Below are 24,314 nucleotides of genomic sequence, written 5' to 3'. Positions count from 1 at the left end.
CAGGACTCCGTTAGGTCGTTCTTGATCTTCGTGGTGCGGTCCTGGTGGGGAGGGGTTGGTGACAGGTGGTGCAGGTGCCTGTCCAGCACCTCAGGATGTCCTGGAGGACATCGAGGATCTGGTAGAGGGTGAGTCCGGTCCAGCTGCTTTTGGGGCCAGCCGCTGTCCGGTGAGGAAGGCTTGGGCCGCGGTGACGAGGGTGACGTGGTGGTGCCAGCCGGGCCAGGAACGGCCTTCGAAGTGGTCCAGGCCCAGGCCGTGCTTGAGTTCGCGGTAGTCATGCTCGATGCGCCAGCGGACCTTGGCCAGACGGACCAGATCGGTGATCGGGGCTTCGGCCGGCAGGTTGGACAGCCAGTAGTCGGTAGGGGCTTCGGCGTCTTCGGGCCATTCGATCAGCAGCCAACAGTCGGGCAGGACCCCGTCCCACCAGCCCTGCTCTGCCGAGGCAGCGGTGCGGACCGGACGCTCGACGGCCTTGCCGGCGGGCCGCACGCGTACGGCGGCGAAGCGGGAGCGTAACTCTCCTCGTGAGCCCTCCCGCCAGGTGAGGGTGGTGAATGCGTCCTGTGCCAGACCGGCAGCCAGCGTTGCCGCGGACGGGGCGGGCGCCCGGTAGCGGGGCTGGGGCCAGCAGCCGACCGAACCGTTGCGATTCGGAGCCACTGGCTGTGCGTCGAAGGGGTGTGCGGTCACATCAGCGCGGACGGACAGCACGTAGGCCAGTCCACGCTCGGTCAGGGCGGCCCGCAGCCGCGCGTTGGTGCCGTAGGCGGCATCAGCCACCACGGCCGGAGGCGTCTTGCCCCAGGCAGCCAGCGTGTCGAGCATGTCCAGGGCCAGACGCCACTTCTCGCGGTGTGTGACCTCTGCCGGGACACCGGTCTTCGCCCGGCGGTCGGAGTCCGAGGCCCATTCTTTGGGCAGGAACAGCCGCCACTGCAGCGGGCAGGACGCGGTGTCACTGGCCGCGTGGACACTGACCGCGACCTGGCAGTTGGCCCGCTTGCCCAGGGCGCCGCAGTATTGCGGCGCCACGGCAACGGACATTCTTCCGTCCTTGGGCACCGATACGTCGTCGATCACCCAGGCCGTCGGGGCGATGAGCGGCAGCATCCGTTCGCAGATCCGCCGCTGCACCGGCGCCGGATCCCAGGTGGACTGGTTCACGAACTGCTGCAGGTTCTGCTCGTTGCCGTCCGGCAGCCGGGCGGCCATGGCCTGGATGGACTTGCGGCGGCCGTCCAGCATCAGTCCCCGCAGATAGCAGTCGCCCTTGGCCCGCTGGTCCTTGCGCGGCACCGAGGCGAACACATCCGCCACGAACAACGCCAACTTCGCCCGAACGCGGTTCACTTCATGTGCGTCCACACCCTCCACCATGCCCACGAACAATCCCGACGGAAAGACCTAACGGAGTCCTACTAGGGAGGATGGCACGCGAACGCGACCCCTGTTCATGATCAAAGGCTTCGGCAACCTTGATCATCGGGGGCCGCGTTCGGCACCTCCAGTTGGTGCTCTCGGGTTTCAGGGGGTGAGGTGTTTGGCGATCCTCAGGAGTTCGGCTTCGTGGAGGTCCTGATCCGTGGTGCTCACGATGAATGTGTAGGTGCCGTTCGTCCATGTCACGGTGTTATTGGAGTCCGGGGTGAGCCGACCGATCCACCCGTGGATGGACTCCGGAGTGCCTGCGGCACTCACTGTGAGCTCTCCGGCGATTTGCGTGATACTCAAAGACGCCTTCGCCGAGGCGCGCTGGTAGAAACGGGTCCAGGCGGGGCCTGAGTTCCGGTCCCGCATGAAGGGTGACAGCTGGGCATGTGGGACGGGGTCGCTCCATTGCACGTCAGTTGTCGGCGAATAGCCTGGCGGGAGATATCGCGGGTTGGCCAGCCACTTCTGGTCGAAGGGGGCAATGGTCCAGCCGTTTCCGCGTTCTACCAGCCGTCGTGTTCCCAGCGGTGACTGCAGCGTCGTGGTGATCTGCTCGTCTATCCTGTTGCACTGAGGCCGGAGATCGACACCGCTTTCCTTCAGTACCAGGGTGACGGAATCGCGGGATTCGCTCGCCACCAGGAGGGGCGGGTCCTGCTGGCATGGGGCCCGGCTGTTCAGGGTGGTGATGGTGCGGCCGTCACCGCTCACCAGTACCTCACCCAAGAGACCCTCCCCATGCCTGCGGTCCTTCATGATCGATGCAGTGACGGCAATGGCGAGAACAGCCGCTACGGCAACGGCCAACATGATGCGCAGGGTCCGCTGGTGCCTTTTCGGGTTCACGGGCGTGCTCCAAGGTGGATGAGCCAGCTCCCTGGCCTCATTCGATGGGTCGTGCAGCCCTCGGGGCGACACCCCCCGCGTCGCATGACACGGGTTCAACGGCTCGTCCAAGTCGAAATAGAGGAGGGGACGGCTCACCAAGGTGCTCCTCCTCTCACCAGGCCGTACGGGTTGCGATGAGCGTAGCCTGGCTCACCGCCACGGGACCCTCTGCCTCTCACGTGACCCCGACTGGCAACCACGCGCGACATCAATGACGGCGCCCGGAGGCGGATCCCGGTGACCGTCCACAGACCGAGGAAGGCAAGGATTCCCCCCGAAGTCCAAGAGCCCACCCGGCTCACAAGGGGCGGGTCGTCTTGTGTACTCCGCCCCATCCCTTTGGAGCCATCGCTATGCCGTCCCAGCCGCACCAAAGGCGACAGAGAACGACGGCCCGACGATCCCGCTCTGCCCGACCTGAGGCCCTGTCCGAGCCGAGCGGCAGAGTCCTGCACGCACAGGGCCGCCATCACCCAGCCGGGGGTTCTACGGCGACGACCTGAATCCGGTCACCGAATTCCGCACCCAGCTCGCGCTTGGCCCGCTCCAGGTCGCCGTTAACACCGACCTCCACGACCCCACGGGTGAATCCGAGCTCATCCCCTCCGCGGCTGACGCTGATGATGCGGTAACCGGTGGTGTGTCCCAGAAGCGGCACCAGGCGGTCGTGCGTCGCCCGCATCTCCTTCCTGGAGCGCGGTGTGTCCTGGAGATCGACGTGCACGCGCAGTCCAAGCCCGGCGAGGGCAGCATCGAAGCGCGAGTTCGGCCTGCGGTAGACGATGAGGCGGTCGCCGGCAGTGTCCACCTCCACCCCCGTATAGGTGTCCGGGAAGGAGTCGCCCAGCTGTTCGATCGAGTCCGCGGCCCGATCGAGTGCCGCCTGGTTAGCCGGCCCGGATCTGTCCGTCGACGGTTGGGCGACGGGGCTCGAGCCAGTAGACGGGGTGCCGGTGCGCGGAAGTTCGGACGGTGCGGCGGAGACCATGCCCGCGGGGGCGCCGGCGGACTGCCGACCATGCTGCCCACAGGCGGCCGCGAGCAGGACGGCCGTCGCGGCCAGACTCATTCCGATCGCGCGCACGGATGCGTGGGCGTGTGGCATGGGCGGGCCCTTACTTCTACAGGTCATGGAATAGCGCTGGTTGACGTCGAAAGTTGCGGGATGCCACCGGGCTTCCGGAGGCACCCGGATCGATGGCGACGCGGAGATTTCGGCGATCGTACCGTTCGGTCCACCTGCTGGTCGCATGCTCCTTATCGGTCAGGGGCGGCCCGGCCGCCAGGGTGGGGCGGGAGGCGCACGACACGGTCGAGTAGAGCAGCGGTGACGACATACCCCGCGACGATCCAAGCTTTCGCGCGACGTGTCAGGCCCACCCCGTGCCCGATGAGACGCGAGTTCTCTCCCTCGTGCTGGTCCGTCGCCACGGTGCCAGACGACACAGAACCAGCGCAACAGGCCTCAGCCATCGCTCTGCTGGCAGTCCGGACAGAGGAGCCCTGCCACACCGTGCCACGTGGCGGGGCCGGGGACCGCGGAGAACAGATGCTGGCGGTACGGACGGGATCGCGGCCACAGCCACCGGGGTGAAGCCACCCACCGGCGGATGCGCCTCGGTCCTGCCCGCACCTGACTGACCGGGCCGTCTCCGGGTCGCGCAAGGCGAACCAATGCTATTCCAACATTGACAGGCGACGATATGAGCTAAACCGGCCCTAGACCGCCGCTTCGCGTCAAATGGTTTCACAATAGATAAACTCTTCTGATTTCCGACACAACTTTCGACGCTCACGATTTCCTTACCTGCGAGCCCGGTGGGCGCCTGATAGCTTGCGCCAAGATCGATTGCGAATCGCGTAATCGAGCTTGGTGAACCATCTCTTCCAGGGGGGAAATCATGAGTGGCAGAACCACCAAACGCCGGGTGCAAGGGGTCCTTGCTGTCTCGCTACTGGCAGCAATCCCGCTCGTGACCACGAGCTTCGCCGACGCCTCTCCGTCTGCAATCCCCGGGGAAGCCGCCAAGGTTGCCGCCAATCAGAGTGCTGGCGGCCCCCCGCCGGACGCATCTCTCCAAAACATCCAACTGCTGAACAACCAACGAGTCCTCGACAAGATTTCCGACCAGATCACGGAGGGAAAGGGCGAGGCCGACCGGGCTCAAATCCCAGGGTTCACGGATGTCGAGGTCGTTCCGGCGCAGATGCACATTCGCCTGCATTGGAAAGGCGAAGTGCCGGCCTACGTCAAGAATATCCTCTCGTCGCTTCCATCCGGCGTTACTGCTGAGGTCCTGCCCGCCAAGTATTCCAAAGCAGAGCTTCATGCGGCTCGGGAAAGACTGATCTCGAACCGCAAGCTCAAGAATGTCGCTTCGAAATTGACTTCGGTCCCCAGTCGCATCACCAGCATCGCGCCCGCCGTGGACGGAAGTGGACTGGACATCGGCTACGACGAAGACCGGGGAGTCGGCCAGCGCGACGACCATGATCCTCTCACGCCCATCGCGCGGCAGGACAAAACCCGTGAGGTCAAGGCCGCCACCGACAGTGAAACCGGCGTGGAAACGCGCGTCCAGTACAAACCTCTGGCCATCGATGCCTCAACCCGCCAGGTGGACTCCGCGCCTTGGTGGGGAGGAGCCGGCCTTCAGACACCAGGCGGCACCATCTGCTCCACTGGGTTCGGCGTGACGACGGCGGACGGGCGGAAACTCATCACGACCGCCTATCACTGCGGTAATGGAAGCTTCCACACCTGGGGATACGGCCCAAACGGCCCACACAATTACGTCGGCTCGACGAGCGCTGCGGATCAGGCGTCCTCCAACGACGTTTCTGGCCTAACTCCCGAAGCTGGCGTCTTGACCGGCAGCCACGTCTACGACGGCGCCTGGGACGACACAACGGGTTACTCGAAGGCCGTCTCGGGATGGGGGCACAACTATGAGGGTGACAAGGTATGCACATCCGGTGCCAACGGAGGTGTGCACTGCGGCATCAAGATCGCTCACACTGATATAAATGTGGTGGGTAGCAACGGCATCCTTCGGCCGGATGTTGATTTGGCGTACGCAGCCCCCGGCGGCATCGCTGCGGTCAACGGGGACAGCGGCGGTCCAGTGTTCAGCGGCACCGCAAGTGGCTATACCACCGACGCAGCTCGGGGTACGATCACCGCTCTCGACACTACAACGAACTGCAATGGTCAGCCCGTTGCGGACTCCTGGCAGCGGCCCGCGTGGTGTTTTAACGGGGTGTATTACGTGCCTATCTCTGTGATCCTGGCCGACAAGACCTGGACGCTCAACACCAGCACCAGCTGATCCGCAAGGCTTCACGGCCCGTCACCGAGGTTCGTCACTCGATGGCGGGTCACCTGCGGCGCCCAGCCCCTCCGACAAGGAAGGGCAACTTCAAAGTCGAGTTGATCACGTAGATGTGCTGGTCACGGGTGCGTGACTCTGGCTCGTGGGTGCGTCACGCACGCAACGAAGCTCCTGTTGAGAACGGATGAGCTTCCCAAGTCACCGTTCACAACCGAACTTCGAAGCCGTCAGTCTGCCAACGTCTGTCTTGTCAAGTCGCTCACTCCTCCGGCTCGGTGCCCGCATCACCACGGTTTTCAGCGTCCGGCTCGCACCGAGCGGTGCGACCGTCCCCGGCTGCCCGTGCGTCGCATGCGTAGTACCGGGCTCGCCACACTGAGCCGGCACCTCCCCCGCCTGGAGGACCGAACAGTGCCCCAGCAGAGAGTCCAACTCCACAACGGAACGTCGAACTTGGGAAGCCGGCCCTCTCGGCGCGGATACGGGCCTTGGGCTAAGAGCTCCTAACAAAGGCGTTGGACGTGGCGGTAGGTGATCAGGCAGGTGGCGAGGCCGAGGAAGGCTTCATGGATGTCGTCTCGTCGCTCCCAGCGGATGCGCAGCCGGCGAAAGCCGTGGAGCCAGGAGATGGTGCGTTCGACGACCCAGCGGAAGATGCCCAGGCCGGAGCCGTGCGGCTGACCTCGTTCGGCGATTGCTGGACGGATACCGCGCTGCCAGAGCAGTTGGGTGACGTCGTTGCGGTTCCCGCCGGTCAAAGACACGGCAAGCGGCATGCCCTGGCCTTCGTGAGGACGTGGTGCTTGCTGCCCGGACGTGCGCGGTCGACCGGGCTGGGACCGCTATTGGGCCCCGCCGGGCCGCCCTGACGTGGGAGGAGTCGATCACCGCCCCCGACCAGTCCAGCTTCTTCGCCGAGCGCAGCTTCCGCAGCAGCACGAGATGCAGTTCGCCCCACACGCCCGCCTCGTTCCACTCCGCCAGGCGCCGCCAGCACGTCATACCCGAGCCGAAGCCCAGCTCCTGCGGCAGATACTCCCACTGGATACCGGTATGCAGCACGAACAGGATCTGAACGCGATCCCGCACAGGGCGGTCCCGGCAGCAACGGCTCGATGAACGACCACAGTTCATCCGACACGACCCACGGCCGGGCCCCTCTCTTCCCCACGACCAGAACAACGAGCAGACCAGCCGACAGTCACTTGATCAACAACTTCTGTTAGGACCTCTAAGCCACGAAGCACGGGCAACACCGAGGGCTATCGCCCTATGAGCACATCGACGCTACAGCAGAACACACTGACTTGGCAGGGAAGTCGTCACCGCGGTCCGACTGCGCTGACCGGTGACAATGTGGATCGGCAACCGGGAAACTCTGAGCGGGTGGAGAGGGATACTTGGCAGAATTCGGTGCGTGGGAACAGCACAGCAGACATCGCGGCAGCACCTCGTATCCCAGGTCCTGCTCAAAGAGTTCACGATGCCCGAGCCGAAGGGCAGTAGCCGGCAGTTGCTCCCGTTCGACCTGCACAACCCCGGACGCGTGCACAAGCGGATGCCCACCAGCCGATGCGGCTGGGTCGAGAACTTCGTCGCCGTCGACTCCCCATCCATTGAAGCACTGTGGGGCGACGTGGAGAGGCGCGTGCCTGCGGCGCTCGCCGCCGCGCACGCCGGCACTCCGTTCACCGACCCGCTTCACGTGGCCGCGCTGCGCGACCTGGTCGTGCTCCACTACGTCCGGTCGCTCCACTACCGCGATGTGCACACCGACGCGTTTCAGCGGGCCCGCACGCGCCTGGTCGCCAAGGCGATCAGCCAGTATCCGGAGCAGCTGCGCCGCGAGGCACTGCGCGAGACGGGCCTGCATCTGTCCGGCCCAGCTTCCCTGGGCGCCTTCGCCGAGCGTCTCATCGAACGGTCCTCGGTCATGCGCGACCACGAGAGCGGCAAGCTCTTCCGCACCAGCATCGAGGACACCTTCCACCAGATGCGGGACCTGGCGTCGACGCGGCGGCTGGAGGTGATCACGCCCGAGACGGGCCAGTTCCTGATCGGCGACAACCCGGCCCTGACCCTGTCCGTGGAGAGAAGCCGCACCATGTACGGCATGGCGTTCGGTGACGCTCAGACCCTCATACTTCCCATCGGCCCAAGGCACATGCTGTCCTTGGGCCCCGAAAACGTCATGCTCACCGTCCCCCAGTCCTTCGTCGACCGCCTCAACGCCGTGCAGGTCCACGCCGCCGACCGCTACGTGTACATGCACCCCGAGAGCGGCCTGGAGCCGTTCGTGGAACGCGCCGCACAGCGACGACCGGCCGGGGACCGCACTATCTGATAGGCGATCGTCATTGCTTCCTTGGCGCCAACGCGACGGACTAGCACGCAAGTTGACCACTGCGCGCCCCGTCGGCTGTGACCCAAAACAGGGGGTACAACGGGGTACAACTTGAAATTGAGGAAGCTGCTCACTACGGGGACCGTGGGGGTCGGGCTGCTCGTCACGGCCGCCGCGCCGTCAGCGATGGCCGACCAGCCGAGTAACGGACAGCTGCGCCAGTCATCAACGGCCGTCCGGTTATCGAGGGCACCGCCGACTTCGACGTCAAGCACCAGATGACCTGAAGGCGGACTCGGACGGGCTGATCCTGGTCGATGCCGGCCTCGGCACGGCCGACTTACGGCACCCTGACCGGTCGCTGGGTGCGGATTGGGTGGCCTACGCCCAGCCCGCGCTGGTCCCCGAGCAGAGCGCGCTGCGCCAAGTGGCCCGTCTCGGGTACGCGCCCCAGGACGTGCGGCACATCGTGCTCACCCACCTGCATCGCGACCACACCGGAGGGCTGCCGGACTTCCCTCACGCACGGGTGCATGTGCACCCCGACGAGTACCGGGCCGTCACCGACCCCGCGGCAGCCCACCACCGGCACAGCCTCGACCGCTTCATGCCGGCACACCGGGCGCACAACCCGCTGCTGGCACCCGCACCCGTGGAGAAGCGCACGGAGTGGTTCGGCTTCCCCGGCGTGGCGCGGCCGCGGGGCCTGGCGTGCGAGCTGCTGCTGGTGCCGCTGCCCGGCCACTCGGCGGGACACGCGGGTGTCGCCGTGCGCGACGGCGCCGGACGGTGGCTGTTGCATGCAGGCGACGCGTACATGTATCACGGCGAGCTCGAGCACACCCCGCACCTTTCCCACCCCGTCCTCGAGCCGGTCCAGCGGGGAGCAGAGACCGATGCTGCGGCTCGCGTCGCGACCCGCGACCGACTGCGCGGCCTCCGCCGAGATCGTGCAGACGAGGTCACCGTCTTCAGCGCACACGACCCGTGGGAGTTTGCCCGCCTCGCCGCCCTCACAGGCTAGGACTGTCGCTGGTCCACGCAGCCCACGCCCGTCAGAGATGTCACCCCGCCCCACACCGGCCCGAACGATCCTGCCGATCACCGGTCACGTGATCGGAATGTGCCGCCGTGAACAACAACGCTCTCGTCGGTACTGAGGTCCGCCTCGTCCCGCTATCCACCGGCCATGCCAAAGCCCTCTTCCCCTCTGCGTCCGACCCTGAGGTGTGGCGGTGGATGCCGCGGCCACGCCCTGAGTCCGCGACGCAGATGCGCGCGATGCTGAGCCAGATGATCGCGGACCCTGCGCGGCGACGTTTCGCGGTGCAACGTTGTGATGACGGCGCCGTGGTCGGTTCGACCAGCCTGTATGACATCGATCTGGAGCAGAGCCGTGCTGAAGTCGGCGCGACCTGGTTCGATCGGTCTTGTTGGGGAGGCCCATACAACGCTGAGTCCAAGCTGTTGCCGTTCAGTCATGCCTTCGATGACCTGCGACTCGCCAGGCTCGCCCTGCGCACCGACAATCTGAACGTGCGTCCCAGCACGCCCTGGACCGTCTTGGCCTGGTCTATGAAGGGACCCTGCGCAGCCATATGCAGCGCCAGGACGGCACCCGCCGCGACTCCCTGTACTACAGCCTGCTCGCAGATGAGTGGCCCACCGTTCGTGACACGCTGCGGGCCAGGATCATTGCCAAGAGGACCGCATGATCGCGGACCCCTGAGCTGATGCGTTGACGGCAAAGCCGCGGGTGGCCCGCCGACAGCCTGGCCTACTGGCAGGAGCGGGCGGGTGAGGCATCAGGTACGGATGGATGACACCAACCGGTCCGGAACCGGTCTGCGAACTGCAGATCCAAGCGGGTCGTAACAGTCCGCCGCGGGAGCAGCTACGGGTCGAAGGGTATCGCCAGCATCCCGCGCATGTACGGGGGTTGCGCAGTTTCTGGGGAGGGTTTGTAAAGTGCTCAACTGCCCCGTGGCGTGTGCCCGGGTGTCCGTTGCAGGGGGGTCGTCGCGTGAGCCAGTACCAGCCCGGGCCGTGGGCTGTCCGTCCGCCTGAGCCTGTCCGCATGCCTGATATCCGCCCGCTGCACAAGCGCAAGCGCGTGTGGGTCGGCGGCTTCGCGCTCCTCGCGGTCGGTGCCGCATTCGGCGGTGGTAGTAATTCCAGCGCGGCCAGTCCCGCCCCGCGCCCTACGGTGACCGTCACCGCGACCGCCACGAAGACGGCGGAGCCGGCCCCGACGGTCACCATGACGAAGGCAGCAGCGCCCGCCCCGACGGTCACCGTGACCAAGACGGCCAAGCCCGCGTCGGCAGCCACGCACGAGTCAAGTTCCGGTTCCTCGGGGAGCAGCGGCGGTGGTTCGTCGTCGGGCGGCTCGTCGAGCTCCGGCGGCACGTCTGACGCGGCCGGGGCCACCGCCTTGTGCAATGACGGCACCTACAGCTACGCCGCTCATCACCAGGGAGCCTGCTCCCATCACGGCGGTGTCGCCGTCTTCTACAGGTAGCAGACGCCGCGGCGCGGCTGCTGAGCTGCGCCGCTGCGGCTGCGGTCGGGGAGATGGGGCAGCGGCGGGGCAGGCGCGTCGGCTCGCCAGTCCTCACGAGTGGTTCCGGCCGGAGCGCGGCCAGGTCGTGTGGGGCGGCCGGCGTGCGATGTGGCAGCGGAGCAATCGTCGTCGAAAACAGCGGGCTTGCGTGTAGAAGGAGAACGGAGAGGAACCATGGCTTTCGGCTTTCGTGTGGGTGTGCCGGGGATGAGCGTGCGGGTCTCGACCCGGGGCGTGCGCACCTCCGTGGGACCCCGCGCGGCGCGCATCAGCATGGGCAGCGGCGGCACGCGGATCTCTTCCGGAGTGGGTCCGTTCTATGCCTCCGGTTCCCTGGGCGGAGGGCGCCGCCGTACCAGCACGAGCCGTGCGACCCGATCACGGGCCGTCGCCCCCTCAGCAGCGCAGCTGGAGCGCGCTCGCCGGCAGGCCGCGCGGGCCCAGCAGGAGGCAGAACGCGATGCGGCGATCGCCCAGTTGAAGGAGCTGCGGCGGCAGACGACCAGTGTCCACCTGGAGTCCTTCACTCCGGCCCGGCCGCCGGTGGTGCCGGGGCCTCCGCAGCTGAGCCTGGCCTGGGCCCTGGCAGAGGCCCAGGCCCACCACCTGGCGGGGCTGGGGGTCTTCTCCCGCGCCGCGCGGGCGGCGGCCAAGCGGAGGGCCGAGGAGGACGCTCCGGCCTACCTGGCCGCCGAGCAGGCCCGTCTGCAGGCCGTACACAGCCAGCTGGCCGCCGAGGCCGGTCAGTGGTGGCAGGCGCTGCTCGCCAACGACGAGGAGGCTGTGTGCGAGGCGGTGAATTACGCCTTCTCCGACAACCCCGCCGCGGGCTGCGCGGTGGGAGTCGACGGGGCAGTGCTGTCCGTGGTGATGCGGCAGCAGGACATCGACTCGCTGCCCGATCAGACGCCCGGAGTCACCTCCAGCGGGCGCCCCACTCTCAAGGCCCTGAGCAAGCGGGACCGCACCTTGTGGTGGCTCACGTCCATGGGGTCGAACGTCGTTGCCACGCTCAAAGAGGCATTTGCCGTCGCGCCCGGGATCACCGCCATCGACCTTGCCGTGCTCACGCGCCTGCCGGACACCCAGCGTCTGGGGTTCGTGGCCTACGGCCGCTGGACGCGCCAGTCCATCGAAGCGGGCCCGTGGCGGGAGACGACCGACGCGCTGCGGTTCCTCGACATCGGCCAGGACGTCGCCTGTTCGGTCACCACCACCGCTTCCGGGAACCTCTCCAGCGCCATCAAGCACCTGGACACCAGGCGGCTACCCGGCCTGCAAAGCCTCCTCGACCACGCCCAGGACGACACGAGATCCGGCGATGGGACCCTGGCCGGCCTCGACGGAGACCTGCGCGCCAACACCCCTGCCGCCCCCTCCGCTCCCCTGCCGGATCCCTACCGGATCCGCCCCTTCGCCGAGTGGAAGAGCCAGACCGCTCCTCTGACGCCGCCGCCCGCTTCCGCGGCGCCGGCCCCCACTCCTGCGCTGCCGAGCCACGCCCCTGCGACCGCGCTCACCCCGGGACAGAACCTGGTGCTGCCCGAGGATGCCTGGCAAGAGCTGCGCATCGCCTTCAGCTTCGCGGGCGCCGACGCCGACCTCACCCTCTTCCTGACCGACACCAGCGGCCAGGTCACCTGCGACGAGGACTTCGTCTTCTACAACCAGCCCTCCGCCGCCCACGGCGCGGCCCGCCTGCTGGGCAAGCAGGCCGATGGCCCGCACACCGTCGAACGCGCAGCCCTCCACCTCGCCGCCCTGCCGGCCCACATCCAGCGCGTCACGATCGCCATCAACATGGACGTCGACACCGGCCTGACCTGCGGCGCCCTGACCCACGCAGCCCTGTACATGGACTGCGTCACCGGAGCCGCCTGGACCTTCCAGCCGCCCGCCGATCCCGGCATCCGCGCCATGGTCATCGCCGAGCTGTACCGGCACACCACCACCAACGGCCAGCCCGTCTGGAAACTCCGCGCCATCGGCCAAGGCTGGGCCGACGGCCTCGACGCACTCGCCCGCGCCCACGGCGTCAACGTCACATAGCCAGTCAGTGGCTCTGTACCAGTAGTTCGTTAAATCCGGCGGTAGAGGTCAATGCCGTGTCCGGTGGTGACCGCGTCGATCAGCGCCTGGAGCTCGGAGGGTGGGTCCGTGTCCGTCCAGGCTCGCCACCATCGGTTGAGGGTGATGGCGGGGGTGAGCCAGGAGCGGACGGCCCGTAATGGCCTGGGCCAGCAGGGCCGTTGGGGCTGGTGGGGTTGGGCTGGTCCCCCTCTCTGGCCCCTCGTCGGGGCACGGGTCCGGCGCGGTGGCTTCCAGGGGTCCGGGTGGGGCGAACCACTGGTCCCAGCAGAAGGAGAAGGCGCAGCTGACCAGGGTTTGGTGGCGGCGGATGGCGCGGTCCGAGCGGACTTGGAAGTCGGCCCAGCCGAGTTCGTCCTTGATCTGTTTGTAGCTCTGCTCGATCCATGGCCGCAAGCCGTAGAGGCGGACGATCTCGGCGAGTTCGGCCGGCGGGTGCGGGCTGGTGGCGGCGTGGGGTGCGTCGGGGTGGGGCAGGTTGGTGGCCAGGTACCAGGTTGCCTTCTCCGGCAGGCCGGCCGGGTCGGTGGTGGCCACGACCAGTCGGCACGGGGAGTCCGGGCCGTAGCCGGCCAGGTAGGCGTCGGCGGCCCACCAGGTCTCGGTGTGCCCGTCACGGAAGGACGCTCCACGGGCGTCCAGTCGCCTGGACGCTTGGCATCCTTCCAGGACAGGGCGTGGGCGGCTTCGATGGGAGTGTGCGGCTGGTCTGCCGGAGCCCAGGTGCCGCGGTGCGGCTTGAGGGCCACGACGTAGGCCAGGCCGGCCTCGCGTAGCGCGAGGTACCAGTCGTCGCTGACGGAGTAGGCGCAGTCGGCGACCACCGCCCGGCAGCCGAAGCCCGCCTCCTTCCCCCGTGCCGCGAGGGCTGCGGCCAGCTGCGGTTTCGTGCGGAACGCCGGGTCCGAGAGTACGAATCAGGCGGCGGCCGGGAGCGGGAAGCGCACGCCGGTCAGCCCCTCGGAGAGCTCCCAGAGCCGTCCGCCGGTCCCGGGATCCGAGGCCCGCGCCGCCAGCTCCACCCGCTTGGGCGCTCCGCGCAGCTCCCCCATGCCGTCGGGGCCGTACAACTCGCCGCCCTGGACGTCCGGGGCGGTCGCCGCGTACAGCTGGGGCAGGGCGCCCTGGTCCGCCGACTGGGCGAGCGGCAACAGCAGGCGGCCGAACATCAGCTTCACCATGCCGGTGGGGGAACTGGTCTGGAGGTTGGTGGAGGTGTAGCCGGGGTGGGCCAGCACGCTGCGCACCGGGCTGCCGGCCGCGCTGAGCCGTCGGTGCAGCTCCCACCCGAAGACGGCGTTGGCGAGCTTCGACTGGTTGTAGTGGCCCATCGGCGAGTACTTGCGCTCGCCGGTCAGGTCGTCGAAGAAGAGCTGCGCCTGGCGGTGGTTGGTGGACGTCACCGTGACGACCCGGGGGTCATTGCCCTCCGCCAGCAGGTCGAGGAGCAGGCCGGTGAGGGCGAAGTGGCCGAGGTGGTTGGCGGCGAACTGCACCTCGTGCCCGTCCGGCGTGAGCGTGCGGGGCGGCGCCATCAGTCCGGCGTTGTTGACGAGCACGTCGGGGCGCACCCCGTCGGAGGCCATCCGGTCGGCGAAGGCGCGCACGGAGTCCAGGTCGGTCAGGTCGAGCGGCAGCACGTCCAGACGGGCGCCCGGCGCCGCCGCCTCCGCAGCCGCGCGGCGCCCCTTCTCCTCGTCGCGCACGGCGAGGATCACGCGTGCGCCCTTGCGTGCCAGCGCGCGGGTGGTGGCCAGACCGAGTCCGCTGTTCGCTCCGGTGACGACGACCACCCGTCCGTTCTGGTCGGGGATCTGGTCGGCTGTCCAGCGCTCTGCTCTATCCATATGGCCCACGCTGCCACACACTTGTCACCAAGTGTCAAGGGCGTCACTGCAGGTCAGAGCTGACCCACGGCATACGATGGCCGCATGACTCCCAGCCGCGCAGGAACCCTGGCCCAGCGCAAGCGCCAGCTCGTCGCCGACGAACTGACGCAGGCCGCGCTCGGCCTGCTGGCCCGCGAGGGCTTCGACGCGGTCACGGTGGACGAGATCGCCGCGGCGGCGGGCGTCTCGAAGCGGACGTTCTTCCGCTACTTCGCGTCCAAGGAGGACGTCGTCGTCCAGTTCCTCGCCGGGATGGGCGCGGACATGCGCACCGAGCTGGCGGGCCGCCCGGTCGAGGAACCCCCGTCGACCGCCCTGCGCCACACGGTCTGCGTGCCATCGACGCTTGCGCGGGCCACTCCGAACGAACCCTGCACGTCGTCCAACTGATCCTGGGCACGCCCGCCCTCCTCGCCCGCTTCCTGGAGCTCCAGGCGCAGTGGCGCGACGAGTTGGCGGCGGAGGTGGCGGGCCGTGTCGGCCTCGACCCGGAGGCGGAGCTATACCCGCAGCTGGCCGCCGGGATGGCGCTGACGGCCTTCCACACGGTGCTGCAACGCTGGAGCGACAGCGACGGCGCCGAGAACCCGGCCACCTTGACCGAGCGGGCCTTCGCGGTCACGGCACCGGCGCTGGATGCCGTTGTGCGGTCGTAGGGCGTCAATCGCCTATCGCCAGGTCAGTTCCTCCAGGAGTTGGACGATGAGTCGGGGCTGTCCCACGAACGGGGAGGGGCCCGTCTCCCACGCGCCCACATCCGCGCAGCGCAAGGCGATCTTGCGCCGAAGGTCAGGGTCGATGGCCCGGTCCTGGGCGCAGACGACGTAGGTGGACGGCGTGTGCTTCCAACTGTGGCACTCCGGGATTCCTCGCCCGCAGCCAGGGGCTTGGGCGCGCAGCAGGCCGACCGCCCGGGCGGCGAGACGGCGACGCGGACCTGCCCGAGGCGCCGGCCACGCCAGCGAAGAAGACACCCGCCCGGAAGGCTTCCTCGCGGAACGCCGGGCACGCGAGCGGCCGGCGCGGGACGCCAGCACGCTGACCTGCCATGGCCGGACCCATGGTCGGGGCCGTCGGCATCGTGGTCGGGGCCGTCGGCATCGTGGTCGGGTTCGTCGGCATCGTGGTCGGGTTCGTGATCGGGGACGGCAGGGTGGTCAGGGGCTGTCGCCGGACCAGTCGAAGCGGCCCGGGTCGCCGGGGCGCGGGTGCTGGATCGCGACCAAGGCCGCCGATTCTCACCGATGCCCGGACGGCAGTGTCGAGCTGGGATGGATCCGTCCGTATGAAGAGCGCAGTCCCGAGCCACTGGTGGTACGTGATGGCACAGTCGCCTGGCCGTCATAGGCCTGGCCTTCCAGTCCGAGGATCCCGTCTGGGGCTCTGAGAGGCGCCTTGCCATACTTGCCTGTCAACCCTCGGATATCCGTAAGGCACGTACGTCCTGGACAACTTGACTCACATGCCTGCACACCAGATCTGACTCTAGATAGTGACGGAGGCGACCGAGAGTGTGCTCGGGCCGTACGCGTCCCGATGGTGTCCCCATCGAGTGGTGTAGCCCGGTCCGCCCCAAATCCCGCAAGCGGTCCTGGGTCACGGTTGAATCTCCTTGATCGCTGACAGCCTGAGTGGCGCTTAAGGTGCGGGGCATGTCTCGAAGATGGTGGACACGGCAGGTCCTCGTTGTGGTCGGCTTTGCCGCTTTTGCGGCAATCATGAACATTGCCCAACATCGCAGTTGGCCAGTGGTGATCGGTTGGGTACTCGGCGTCGTGCTGCTGAGCGGCCTGGCGGCGCTAAATGTGTTGTGGCATCAGCGATACCGGCCGGAGAAGTTCGAGAAGTTCCGGGCCAAGGCTGAGGCTCGGTACCAGCGGTAGTCCGGGCGAGAGCCGCCCAAGGCAATATGCATTCCGACCGCCAGGGTTCCTGAGGCGGCCCGGGGAGCTGGTACGCGGGACGGGGTATGAGCACGCCCGTCCCGCAGCCTCAGAAGGCGGCAGCCGTGATGATCAGAAACGTCTCCACCCGACGGAGCCCATGCTCAGCTGCGCTCGGTCCACTCCCTCAGAGCCGCAGCCAGGGCCCGCACATCCACATGCCCGGCCGACACCTGATCGGCGAGGTCGGCGGCCTCCTTGGCGGTGAACCGTACGGGAAGGCCGCTGGCGTGCAGGTAGCCGACCGCGACCGCCGCGGCGAAGAGTTCGTTGCTGTGCTCCAGGGCCGGGACCCGGGCAAGCGAGTGGAATAGAGCAGCGCCGCGGTGATGCGGCCGCGGGTATACGGGCTCGTCCATGACGCGGAAGGCATGCCGCGCGCGGGCCGCCTCCAGCGCTCCCCAGTCCGTCACGTCCGGGTCGCCCAGCTGCGTGCGGGCGATCTCCATGAGCCACGGAAGATCTACCGCGAGGTCCACTGCGTCGCTGCCCGCCTTACGCCGCGGAGGCGGTACCGGGCTGCGGGCCGAACCGGCTGGCGAACTCCTCGCGCACCCCGGGAGTGCTGAGGAAGAGGGCGCTGCCCTCGAGGAACCGCGCCTTGTTGAGTTCGCGGGCCAGGACGCGTCCGGCGTACACCGTCGGATCCTCGTGCCGCTGGTGCGCCTCGCGCTCCAGCTGCTCGTACTGCTCGTCATCGATCTCGATGCGGATTTCCCTGGCCATGCCCCCCACGGTAGCCGGACCCGGCTCCCAGCGGGGAGAGATGAGCTGGACGGGTCCATCCCTACCGGGCTCACCGTGTGGACTTGCGGTCTGCCGCTGTCCGCAGGCTCGCCTCCAGGGCGGCCACCAGGTCCACCGCCGGCTCAGGATCCGCGAGCCGCGCGAGCTCTCCTCCGGTCTCTTTCGCCGTCACCAGCTGCTGGAGTGCCGCGGCGTATTCGTCGTGCAGAGACGAGAAGTCAGGCTCGGGCAGCTGGGCCATCAGCAGAGAGCCGAGCTCCAGCTCCTGCCCGGTCAGCGGCGCTGACACGGCCGGACCGCCGGGTTCGCGTACTTCCTCGGGCCACAGCAGCGTCTGGACCACCAGCGTCTCGCGCCGCGGCCACACCGCGGCCAGGCGCTCCCTGGTGCACAGCGTCACCTTGGCCACTGCAGCCCGCTCGGCCCGGGTCAGTGCCGCCACCAGCAGCGCGTACGGGCGCCGGGCCAGGTCCTGCTGCGGGGCGGCGTAGTAGGCGCGGGAGAACAGGATCGGATCCAGGCCGTCGACCGGCACGAACCCGAGGACCTCAATCACATGCCTGCTGGGCAGTGGCAGTGCCTCAAGGTCTTCCTCGCGCAGCACCACGGTGCGCCCGTCCGCCGTCTGGTATCCCTTGGCGACTTCCTGCCAGTCGACCTCCCGGCCCTCAGCCTCGCACACCCGGCGGTGCCGGATGCGGGAGCCGTCTGCGGCATGCACCTCGTGCAGCTGCACGAGGTGCTCCCGGGTCGCCGGGAACAGACGCACCGGCATGCTGACCAGGCCGAAGGAGATCCAGCCCGTCCATACTGCCTGCGCCACCTCGTCCATGTCTCCAGCGTCCACCGCCGCGGAGAACGGCGCAGCACGGACGGCGTGCCCCCGCCCATCAGCCTGCGGCCTGTTCCGCTGTGATCTTCACGTCGGGGCATGCGGGGCCACCTGGGGCGGCCCTGCCAACTGCCCTGCCCCTCGGAGCCGCAATGCGGCATGCCTGGCTCGGCATGAAGCCGGAGGGAGCCGCGCCTCAGCTGAGGCCGAGCGCGCTGAGTGCGGTGGTCCAGTCGGTAACGATGGCGCGCTGGGCAGCGGCGAGGATGACCTTGCCGGCGCACACCGCTGCGCTGGCTTGACGGCGCCTGGTGTGTGGCTCAGGGCTGACGGTTCTGGTACAGGCACGCGCGGGTGCCGCCGAGGGAGGCGCGGGACGCCTGGGGGTCGAAGGAGGGCTTCGGCGATGGCCGGGTTGTTCCGGAGTCCGAAGCGGTTGAGGTAGTCGGCAACCTCGTCGAGCTGCCGCTCGGTCCGCTGGGGTCCAGGCCGGCCGGACGAAGTCAGGGTAGGCGGCGACGGCCTCATGCATGTTGACGAGTTCCGGGCGACGGCCGCGCGGCAGGTGCTGGTAGCGGGTGCAGGCAGCCTGGATGTCGAGGGCGGCGCTGATCGAACGCCTGGTGGAACACCGAACCGCCCCGGCAATGGCCCAGCACCGCCCCACCGCATACGCCAAACTGTCCCGCGAGCCGGGTTCATCGCCCTCCGGCTCGCCAAGAACACCTTGCCCGTCCACCCCGCCCTACGGGACGACACCACGAACGGGAACCCCATGCTGACCCGTGAGAAGACGCGATGAGCACGCCGACCCTGGTCGTCGTGAGCGGCGGCCCCGGAACGGGCAAGACCACGCTCGCGCACGAGCTCGCCCGCGCCCTCGGATGCCCCGCGATCATCCGCGACGAGATCAAGCAGGGCATGGTCATGTCCCACCCCGGCTACCAGAGCGGCGGCGACGACCCCCTCAACTACCCGACCCTCGACGCCTTCTTCAGCACGCTGAAAGTGCTCCTGCAGGCCGGCGTCACGGTGGTCGCCGAAGCCGCCTTCCAGGACCGGCTGTGGCGGCCGAACCTAGAGCCGCTCACCGGCCCCGCGCACCTCCGCGTCATCCGCTGCACCACCGCGGCCGACGTCGCCCACGACCGCATCGTCCAGCGCGCAAAGGAAGACGCACACCGAGCCGCCCACGGCGACCAGGACCTGCTCGAAGCCATCGCCGCCGGAGAGCACTCCCTCGAATCCTTCGTGCCGATCTCCCTGGACGTCCCCACGTTGACCGTGGACACCTCGGACGGATACCAGCCGGGCCTCCAGGACATCACTGCCTTCGCCCGCGGGTCCCTCCGCGACGGTGCGTAACCGGAACTCAAGACGGGAAGTCGATGTAGGGGATGGTGAGGACCAGGTCCTCGTAGTCGTCTGGCGTACCAGGCCAAGACGCATCTCCGCGCGGGCGACGCGGATATCGCGGCAGAGACGGCGACGCGCGCCTTCGACCTGGCAAGCCGGATCAACGCCCCGCGGTGCGTGACGATGGTCCGCAACCTCGCGTCAGAGTTGGCTCCGTACGGGCACATCGGGCACATCGGGCACATCGGGCACATCGCCAGCGTCGACGAACTCCTCGAGCGGCTCCTAGCCGTCAGCTGAACAGCTGAGTGCCGGAAGCGGCTACGGCTGGCCCTCGTCCCTGGGCAGTGTGACCGACAGCTGGCCGTCCTCGGTCATGCCGTGAATGTCGATCCGCACCTGGTCGAACCGGTCCCAGTCGCACCGGATACGGAAGACCTTGTGCGACGGGAGTTTGGTGAGGTCGAGGCTGGTGGTGCCTCCTCTGTGAGGAGACGGACTGCCTCACGTGCCTCGTGGGGGTGGCGCTGTCGACCCGAAGCTTCCCTTGGATGGCAGCCTCTTCCTCGTCCAGGGGAAACTTCTCCTGGCACGGGTGCCGGAATTCTCGGGTAAATGCGCGGAACCCCGGCCTCGTCAGGCACTTCGTAGATGACTCCTGCGGCCAGAAGAAGGTCCAGGACATTGGCGTGAGTGCGAAGGGGCGACCGCCCATAGGGCGCCGCGCAGCGCTCAGCGCCCTCCATGTGCGCTAACTGCTGGGCACGCTCTTCTTCATCGAGCTCTTCGAAGTCTTCCCAGCAGGGGGCATCCAGGTTGCCTCCGGGTGGTCAGCATTGCGGACCCCACGCTTCAGGTCCTCAAGTAGCTCTGCGTAGTGTCCGCGTGGTATCCGGCCACGGAGGCTCCGCGAAAACCCGTTGGCGGACCACGGCGACCACTGCTACTTTTCCGGAGGCCGTGCGAGAGATCGAGGAGGTGGTACCCGTGAACGCTGTATCGACATGGGTGCTCCCCTCCGGGGTCACGGTCGGGCGATAGGTCGTCCGGGAGCGCCGTTTCAGTGCACTCCCGAAAGGTACGTCCATGCATTTCACTTCCCAGCAGCACCTCGACGACGGCGTCCTCGAACGCGAGTTCACCCTCGGTGAGGTCCCCGGCATCCTGTGGACACCCGCATCCGCATCCGCACCGGTGCCGCTGATCCTGCTCGGCCCCCCTCCCCTCGGGCTGCGCAAGATGTATCCCCGACTGGTGGCCCGGGCCCGGCACTCCGCGGCGGAGGGCTTCGCCACGGCCACCATCGAGCTCCCCGGAAGCGGCGACCGGCCCCGTTGGCCCGCCGCCGAGCAGGCCCGCGCCGACCTGCGCCGGGCGATGGCGGCCGGCGAGCCGGTCAGCGACGAGATCGTCGACGCCCTCATCCTCCCGCTGGTCGAAAGAGCAGTCCCGGAATGGCAGGCCGTCCTGGACGCCCTCCTTTCGCTGCCCGAGATCGGCGGCCCGGTCGGGTACTCGGGGGGAGTGATCTCCATCGGCATCCGGCTTGCGGTAGTCGAGCCGCGCATCGTGGCCGCCGGTCTCTTCGCCGGGAGTTTCGTGCCTCGCGCCATGTTCGAGGAGGCCCGGCAGGTCACTATTCCACTGCACGTCCTGCTGCAGTGGGACGACGAAGGGAACGACCGGCAAGCGGCCCTAGACCTGTTCGACGCCTTCAGCTCCAAGGAGAAGTCCCTGCACGCCAACATGGGCGGGCACACCGGCGTCCCGCAGTTCGCGGGAGACGCCGCAGCCCAGTTCTTCACCAGACATCTGAAGTGAGGCCGGGCCGTCAGACCGCCAGCAGACGGTAGCCGATGTCGGCCGGCATGCCGCTCATCGAGGACAGGTCTCGGCCCTCCGCAGCTCTCCATACCCCGGGCCCCTGCTGAACTCCCGGCAGGGGCCCGTGCTGCCTGAAGTCATGAGCTGTTCGATTTCTGCAGAGCTTCGAGTGCTGCCCAAACTCGTGCACAGATGCTGTCGGCTTTCGGGCTCTGGCTCAGCTTTTGTGGTGCGGTCACGCTGAGTGATGACTGAGCCTTGCCCGGCCGTCACGGAAGTTCACCGAAAACAAGCCGTGGCCAAGGAGGGTGCGCGATCCTGGACGGCACGCTCATCCCGATCGGTCGAGTCGCCGATCAGAGGCCGTACTACGACGGCAAGCACAAGCGCCATGGCGTGAATGTGCAGGTCATCGCTGATGCGGCGGACCGGCTCGTGTGGGCCTCACCGGCCTTGCCGGGCGCGGTGCACGACCTGACCGCGGCTCGAACCCAGGGAATCATCAAGGCGTTGGCCAGCGCAGACGTGATGACCTTCGCCGATAAACGCTATCAAGGTGCTCGCGGCAGCGTGCGCGCCCCGTTCAAGCAGCGCCGCTGCAGGCCGAAGCTGTCACGCCGTCAGCAGGCTGTGTACCGGGCTAACGCGAAGAGCCGCGCCCGCGGCGAACAATCGATCGCCACTCTCAAGACCTGGAAGACCTTGGCCAAGCTGCGCTGCTGCCCACGTCGCGCCACCACATTCGTGCACGCCGTCCTCGTCCTGCACGACATCGAATTCGAACCGCTATACCGGCTGAAGAGACTCGATGTCAGGCCGGGTCGCCCGTCGTTTCCGTCCGGTCAGGACGGAAGATTTCCTCGATGGTCAGGCCGAAGACGTCGGCGATGGTGAACGCCAGAGGCAGGCTGGGATCGTACCGCTCGGTTTCGATGGCGTTGATGGCCTGCCGGGAGACGTGGCACCGGTCGGCCAGGTCGGCCTGGCTCCACCGCCGAGCTGCACGCAGTTCGCGTAGCCGGTTCTTCACAGTGCGCCCTCACCGGTGCAGGCGGGTACGCAGGTCCGCGATCGTCATCCAGATCGCCACGCCACCGAGGAGGATCAACTGCGCGAGCTGATGGAGCTGGATGATGCCTGCGGCATCGAGCAGGGTAGCCACTTGCAGCCCTACGAGGACTGCGGCGAACGCGATGGCCATGCTCTCCAACTGAATCCTGCGCAGGTATTCGTCCGCGCGCCGGAACGCCCGCAGCAGCACCCAGGCGATCGCGAGGGTGAAGACGGCGGTCGTCGCGATCCACCAGGCCTTCTGGGCGGTGCTCTGATGGGGGTTGCTGCCCAGTGCCAGAGCTATCACGCCCAACGTGGACACGGGTATGCCGTCGATGAGTACAGCGCGGCGGGCCGCGCGCGTCATCTGGTCTTGCTGTACCTGCTTTGCCATGCGACGAACGTAAGGTGTCCCTTCCATCGAGTCAAGCACCCTTGACTCGATGGAAGGGACACCTTACGTTTTGGCGATGGTGAACGAGAGACGACTCCTGACCCGCCGAGCGCTGCTCGGTACCGCCGCGGCTTCAGCCATCGCTTCCCTCCCGATGGCCCACGCGGCATCCGCCCAGTCGCGACCCGCCGCGAACTCGCCCGTCGCCGCCGACCCCACGCCGACTCCGGTGCGGCTCACCCTGCCCGCACCAACCGGTCCACACCCCCTGGGCACGGTCTCGTTGCACCTGCTCGACCGGGCGCGCGTCGATCCCTGGCAGGATTCCCGCCCGGTCCGCGAACTCATGATCCAGCTCTGGTACCCGGCACACGCCGCCCATGGCCACCCGCCCGCGCCGTGGATGTCACCCGGCGCCGTCCCCTACTTCGAGCGGGAACAGGGCATCCCGTCCGGCACGCTGCTGCTGCCGACCACGCACGCCCACCTGGCCGCACCGGTGGACCGCGGCCGGTGCGGGAGGCCGGTCGTCCTGTACTCACCGGGCCTGCGCAGCGACCGCAGCCTCGGCACTGTTCTGATCGAGGAACTAGCCAGCCACGGCTACCTGGTCGTAGCCATCGACCACACCTACGACGCCGACCAAGTCGAATTTCCCGGCGGCCGGGTGGAAACCTTCGCCATCACCGGCGACATCGACGATGCCCTGATCGCCAAGGCCCTCGCTGTCCGCACCGCGGACACCCGGTTCGTGCTGGACCAGCTCGCCGCGCTCAACGCCGGACACAACACCGACTCCGGACGGCGACCCCTGCCACCCACCCTCGCCGGCGCGTTCGACCTGTCCCGCGTCGGCATGCTGGGCCACTCCCTCGGCGGCGCCACAGCCGCCGCAGCCATCCGCGCCGACCGGCGCCTGCGGGCCGGCGTCAACCTGGACGGCAGCCTTCTGCCACCCCTCACCGCCGGCACCGACCGGCCATTCCTTCTCTTTGGCAGCGACCCCGGCCCAGGCCCGGAGGATCCCAGCTGGGATCAGTTCTGGACCAGCCAGTACGGCTGGAAACGCGAGCTGGCCCTCATCGGCTCCACCCACACCTCGTTCACCGACCTGGTGACACTGCTACCCCAGGCCGCGCCCGTCCTCGGGTTGACGCCCAGCCAGGTGACGCAAGCAATCGGCACCCTCGACCCGCACCGCGCCATCCACGCGCAACGCGACTACATACGAGCATTCTTCGACCTTCACCTACGCCACCTAGACAACCACCTGCTCCAGCACCCTTCACCCCGCTACCCGCAGATCCGGTTCATCCGATGAGGCACCCGCCATCCCCACCACGGTCACCCCTTCAGGCCTGCGGTGGTCCCGAGCCTGGATCGACGACACCTCGTATGGCCCGCACCCGCCATCGAGAGCGGCGGCCCGACACCCGGCCAGCGGCCGTGGTGCCGCCTGCGCTGACCACATCGTGACGGTGAGCCAGCCGCAGCATGCTCCGACCCTGTCAAAGTGTCGTACCAGGAACCGCGCCCGCATCGATGCCCGGGCTACACACCCGCCCCGACCTGCGAGATCAGCCTGGAAAGGGCTCACAGAAGGTGGCCCGCTCTCGGGGGCCGA

19 protein-coding genes and 6 pseudogenes are annotated in these 24,314 nt (G+C 68.0%); 12 read left to right on the top strand and 13 right to left on the bottom strand.

The genetic code is table 11. The features are described 5' to 3' along the window. Positions 1-90: 90 nt before the first annotated feature. The 3 genes from ASC56_RS34885 to ASC56_RS34875 all read right to left on the bottom strand — a co-directional run bounded on the left by ASC56_RS34885 (position 91) and on the right by ASC56_RS34875 (position 3,577). Positions 91-1,371: an IS701 family transposase gene (locus ASC56_RS34885; RefSeq protein ID WP_079102918.1), complete on the bottom strand. Its 1,281-nt coding sequence runs from the start codon at positions 1,369-1,371 to the stop codon at positions 91-93. A 159-nt stretch (positions 1,372-1,530) separates the two neighbouring features. Further along, positions 1,531-2,247: a hypothetical protein gene (locus tag ASC56_RS34880; RefSeq protein ID WP_159039790.1), complete on the bottom strand. Its 717-nt coding sequence runs from the start codon at positions 2,245-2,247 to the stop codon at positions 1,531-1,533. Between the two features lie 547 nt (positions 2,248-2,794). Further along, positions 2,795-3,577 carry a hypothetical protein gene (locus ASC56_RS34875; RefSeq protein ID WP_234377211.1) on the bottom strand — a complete coding sequence of 261 codons (783 nt, stop codon included), beginning with the start codon at positions 3,575-3,577 and terminating at the stop codon, positions 2,795-2,797. Between the two features lie 649 nt (positions 3,578-4,226). Between ASC56_RS34875 and ASC56_RS39000 the strand changes: the two genes are divergently transcribed. Next, positions 4,227-5,654, top strand: coding sequence for a hypothetical protein (locus ASC56_RS39000; RefSeq protein ID WP_079102915.1), 1,428 nt, complete (start codon positions 4,227-4,229; stop codon positions 5,652-5,654). Positions 5,655-6,160: 506 nt separating this feature from the next. Here the strand turns inward: ASC56_RS39000 and ASC56_RS38995 are convergent. Beyond that, a pseudogene (locus ASC56_RS38995) lies at positions 6,161-6,834 on the bottom strand (IS5 family transposase). A 240-nt stretch (positions 6,835-7,074) separates the two neighbouring features. On the opposite strand from ASC56_RS38995, the gene ASC56_RS34860 reads away from it, so the two are divergent. The 5 genes and pseudogenes from ASC56_RS34860 to ASC56_RS34845 all read left to right on the top strand — a co-directional run bounded on the left by ASC56_RS34860 (position 7,075) and on the right by ASC56_RS34845 (position 12,613). After that, complete coding sequence (locus ASC56_RS34860) at positions 7,075-8,001, top strand: DUF4238 domain-containing protein (RefSeq protein WP_159039789.1); 927 nt, start codon at positions 7,075-7,077, stop codon at positions 7,999-8,001. 283 nt (positions 8,002-8,284) lie between these two features. After that, positions 8,285-9,025 carry an MBL fold metallo-hydrolase gene (locus tag ASC56_RS34855; protein ID WP_371330454.1) on the top strand — a complete coding sequence of 247 codons (741 nt, stop codon included), beginning with the start codon at positions 8,285-8,287 and terminating at the stop codon, positions 9,023-9,025. Between the two features lie 107 nt (positions 9,026-9,132). Further along, positions 9,133-9,531 (top strand): annotated as a pseudogene (locus tag ASC56_RS43340) (GNAT family N-acetyltransferase); the annotation flags it as partial. Between the two features lie 547 nt (positions 9,532-10,078). Then, a complete protein-coding gene (locus ASC56_RS34850) occupies positions 10,079-10,522 on the top strand; it encodes a DUF3761 domain-containing protein (protein WP_079102911.1) in 444 nt (147 codons plus the stop codon). Between the two features lie 216 nt (positions 10,523-10,738). After that, positions 10,739-12,613 (top strand): TerD family protein, encoded by a 1,875-nt coding sequence (locus tag ASC56_RS34845; protein ID WP_055495610.1) that lies wholly within the window; start codon positions 10,739-10,741, stop codon positions 12,611-12,613. 48 nt (positions 12,614-12,661) lie between these two features. Here ASC56_RS34845 and ASC56_RS42520 read toward each other — a convergent pair whose 3' ends face one another. The 3 genes and pseudogenes from ASC56_RS42520 to ASC56_RS34840 form a co-directional block, all read right to left on the bottom strand. Then, on the bottom strand, positions 12,662-13,189 hold the full coding sequence (locus ASC56_RS42520) for a hypothetical protein (protein ID WP_234377210.1): 528 nt from the start codon (positions 13,187-13,189) through the stop codon (positions 12,662-12,664). A 200-nt stretch (positions 13,190-13,389) separates the two neighbouring features. Then, positions 13,390-13,530 (bottom strand): annotated as a pseudogene (locus tag ASC56_RS42515) (IS701 family transposase); the annotation flags it as partial. Positions 13,531-13,569: 39 nt separating this feature from the next. Beyond that, the gene (locus tag ASC56_RS34840; RefSeq protein ID WP_055495609.1) at positions 13,570-14,499 is read right to left on the bottom strand and encodes an oxidoreductase; all 930 of its coding nucleotides are present in this window, start codon (positions 14,497-14,499) and stop codon (positions 13,570-13,572) included. A gap of 84 nt (positions 14,500-14,583) precedes the next feature. Here ASC56_RS34840 and ASC56_RS34835 point away from each other — a divergent pair. Then, positions 14,584-15,197, top strand: a pseudogene (locus ASC56_RS34835) (TetR family transcriptional regulator). Between the two features lie 12 nt (positions 15,198-15,209). Here the strand turns inward: ASC56_RS34835 and ASC56_RS38985 are convergent. Next, a pseudogene (locus ASC56_RS38985) lies at positions 15,210-15,464 on the bottom strand (alpha/beta hydrolase); the annotation flags it as partial. A gap of 729 nt (positions 15,465-16,193) precedes the next feature. Between ASC56_RS38985 and ASC56_RS40910 the strand changes: the two are divergent. Next, entirely contained in the window at positions 16,194-16,424 is a 231-nt protein-coding gene (locus ASC56_RS40910) for a hypothetical protein (protein ID WP_159039788.1), read from the top strand. A gap of 164 nt (positions 16,425-16,588) precedes the next feature. Here ASC56_RS40910 and ASC56_RS34830 read toward each other — a convergent pair whose 3' ends face one another. The 3 genes from ASC56_RS34830 to ASC56_RS34820 all read right to left on the bottom strand — a co-directional run bounded on the left by ASC56_RS34830 (position 16,589) and on the right by ASC56_RS34820 (position 18,063). Then, positions 16,589-16,933, bottom strand: a complete 345-nt coding sequence (locus ASC56_RS34830) for a fic family toxin-antitoxin system, toxin component (protein WP_371330451.1) — start codon at positions 16,931-16,933, stop codon at positions 16,589-16,591. 46 nt (positions 16,934-16,979) lie between these two features. Continuing rightward, positions 16,980-17,210: a hypothetical protein gene (locus tag ASC56_RS34825; RefSeq protein ID WP_055495607.1), complete on the bottom strand. Its 231-nt coding sequence runs from the start codon at positions 17,208-17,210 to the stop codon at positions 16,980-16,982. 70 nt (positions 17,211-17,280) lie between these two features. Then, positions 17,281-18,063 carry a Ku protein gene (locus tag ASC56_RS34820; protein WP_055495606.1) on the bottom strand — a complete coding sequence of 261 codons (783 nt, stop codon included), beginning with the start codon at positions 18,061-18,063 and terminating at the stop codon, positions 17,281-17,283. Between the two features lie 798 nt (positions 18,064-18,861). On the opposite strand from ASC56_RS34820, the gene ASC56_RS34815 reads away from it, so the two are divergent. The 3 genes and pseudogenes from ASC56_RS34815 to ASC56_RS38980 all read left to right on the top strand — a co-directional run. Next, complete coding sequence (locus tag ASC56_RS34815; protein WP_055495605.1) at positions 18,862-19,428, top strand: AAA family ATPase; 567 nt, start codon at positions 18,862-18,864, stop codon at positions 19,426-19,428. Positions 19,429-20,505: 1,077 nt separating this feature from the next. After that, the gene (locus tag ASC56_RS34810) at positions 20,506-21,240 is read left to right on the top strand and encodes a hypothetical protein (RefSeq protein ID WP_055495604.1); all 735 of its coding nucleotides are present in this window, start codon (positions 20,506-20,508) and stop codon (positions 21,238-21,240) included. Positions 21,241-21,558: 318 nt separating this feature from the next. Then, a pseudogene (locus ASC56_RS38980) lies at positions 21,559-22,042 on the top strand (transposase family protein); the annotation flags it as partial. Positions 22,043-22,054: 12 nt separating this feature from the next. On the opposite strand, the gene ASC56_RS34805 reads toward ASC56_RS38980, so the two are convergent. Further along, positions 22,055-22,273 (bottom strand): helix-turn-helix transcriptional regulator, encoded by a 219-nt coding sequence (locus tag ASC56_RS34805; protein WP_055495603.1) that lies wholly within the window; start codon positions 22,271-22,273, stop codon positions 22,055-22,057. 9 nt (positions 22,274-22,282) lie between these two features. Continuing rightward, entirely contained in the window at positions 22,283-22,690 is a 408-nt protein-coding gene (locus ASC56_RS34800) for a hypothetical protein (RefSeq protein WP_055495602.1), read from the bottom strand. 76 nt (positions 22,691-22,766) lie between these two features. Here ASC56_RS34800 and ASC56_RS34795 point away from each other — a divergent pair, with 76 nt between their 5' ends. Then, positions 22,767-24,011 (top strand): hypothetical protein, encoded by a 1,245-nt coding sequence (locus ASC56_RS34795; protein ID WP_199836155.1) that lies wholly within the window; start codon positions 22,767-22,769, stop codon positions 24,009-24,011. The last annotated feature ends 303 nt before the right edge of the window (positions 24,012-24,314 follow it).

The sequence above is a fragment of the Streptomyces sp. TP-A0356 genome, assembly GCF_001417775.1.
Taxonomy (GTDB): domain Bacteria; phylum Actinomycetota; class Actinomycetes; order Streptomycetales; family Streptomycetaceae; genus Streptomyces.
This window is presented reverse-complemented; position numbering and strand designations above follow the sequence as displayed.

Excerpts from the sequence above, each read along its gene's own strand:
- ASC56_RS34850 (WP_079102911.1), top strand. The coding sequence starts at position 10,079 with ATGCCTGATATCCGCCCGCTGCACAAGCGCAAGCGCGTGTGGGTCGGC.
- ASC56_RS34830 (WP_371330451.1), bottom strand. The coding sequence starts at position 16,933 with ATGGAGATCGCCCGCACGCAGCTGGGCGACCCGGACGTGACGGACTGG.
- ASC56_RS34875 (WP_234377211.1), bottom strand. The coding sequence starts at position 3,577 with ATGCGACCAGCAGGTGGACCGAACGGTACGATCGCCGAAATCTCCGCG.
- ASC56_RS34820 (WP_055495606.1), bottom strand. The coding sequence starts at position 18,063 with ATGGACGAGGTGGCGCAGGCAGTATGGACGGGCTGGATCTCCTTCGGC.
- ASC56_RS34880 (WP_159039790.1), bottom strand. The coding sequence starts at position 2,247 with ATGTTGGCCGTTGCCGTAGCGGCTGTTCTCGCCATTGCCGTCACTGCA.
- ASC56_RS34800 (WP_055495602.1), bottom strand. The coding sequence starts at position 22,690 with ATGGCAAAGCAGGTACAGCAAGACCAGATGACGCGCGCGGCCCGCCGC.
- ASC56_RS34815 (WP_055495605.1), top strand. The coding sequence starts at position 18,862 with ATGAGCACGCCGACCCTGGTCGTCGTGAGCGGCGGCCCCGGAACGGGC.
- ASC56_RS34810 (WP_055495604.1), top strand. The coding sequence starts at position 20,506 with ATGCATTTCACTTCCCAGCAGCACCTCGACGACGGCGTCCTCGAACGC.
- ASC56_RS34825 (WP_055495607.1), bottom strand. The coding sequence starts at position 17,210 with ATGGCCAGGGAAATCCGCATCGAGATCGATGACGAGCAGTACGAGCAG.
- ASC56_RS34840 (WP_055495609.1), bottom strand. The coding sequence starts at position 14,499 with ATGGATAGAGCAGAGCGCTGGACAGCCGACCAGATCCCCGACCAGAAC.
- ASC56_RS40910 (WP_159039788.1), top strand. The coding sequence starts at position 16,194 with ATGTCTCGAAGATGGTGGACACGGCAGGTCCTCGTTGTGGTCGGCTTT.
- ASC56_RS39000 (WP_079102915.1), top strand. The coding sequence starts at position 4,227 with ATGAGTGGCAGAACCACCAAACGCCGGGTGCAAGGGGTCCTTGCTGTC.
- ASC56_RS34795 (WP_199836155.1), top strand. The coding sequence starts at position 22,767 with ATGGTGAACGAGAGACGACTCCTGACCCGCCGAGCGCTGCTCGGTACC.
- ASC56_RS34845 (WP_055495610.1), top strand. The coding sequence starts at position 10,739 with ATGGCTTTCGGCTTTCGTGTGGGTGTGCCGGGGATGAGCGTGCGGGTC.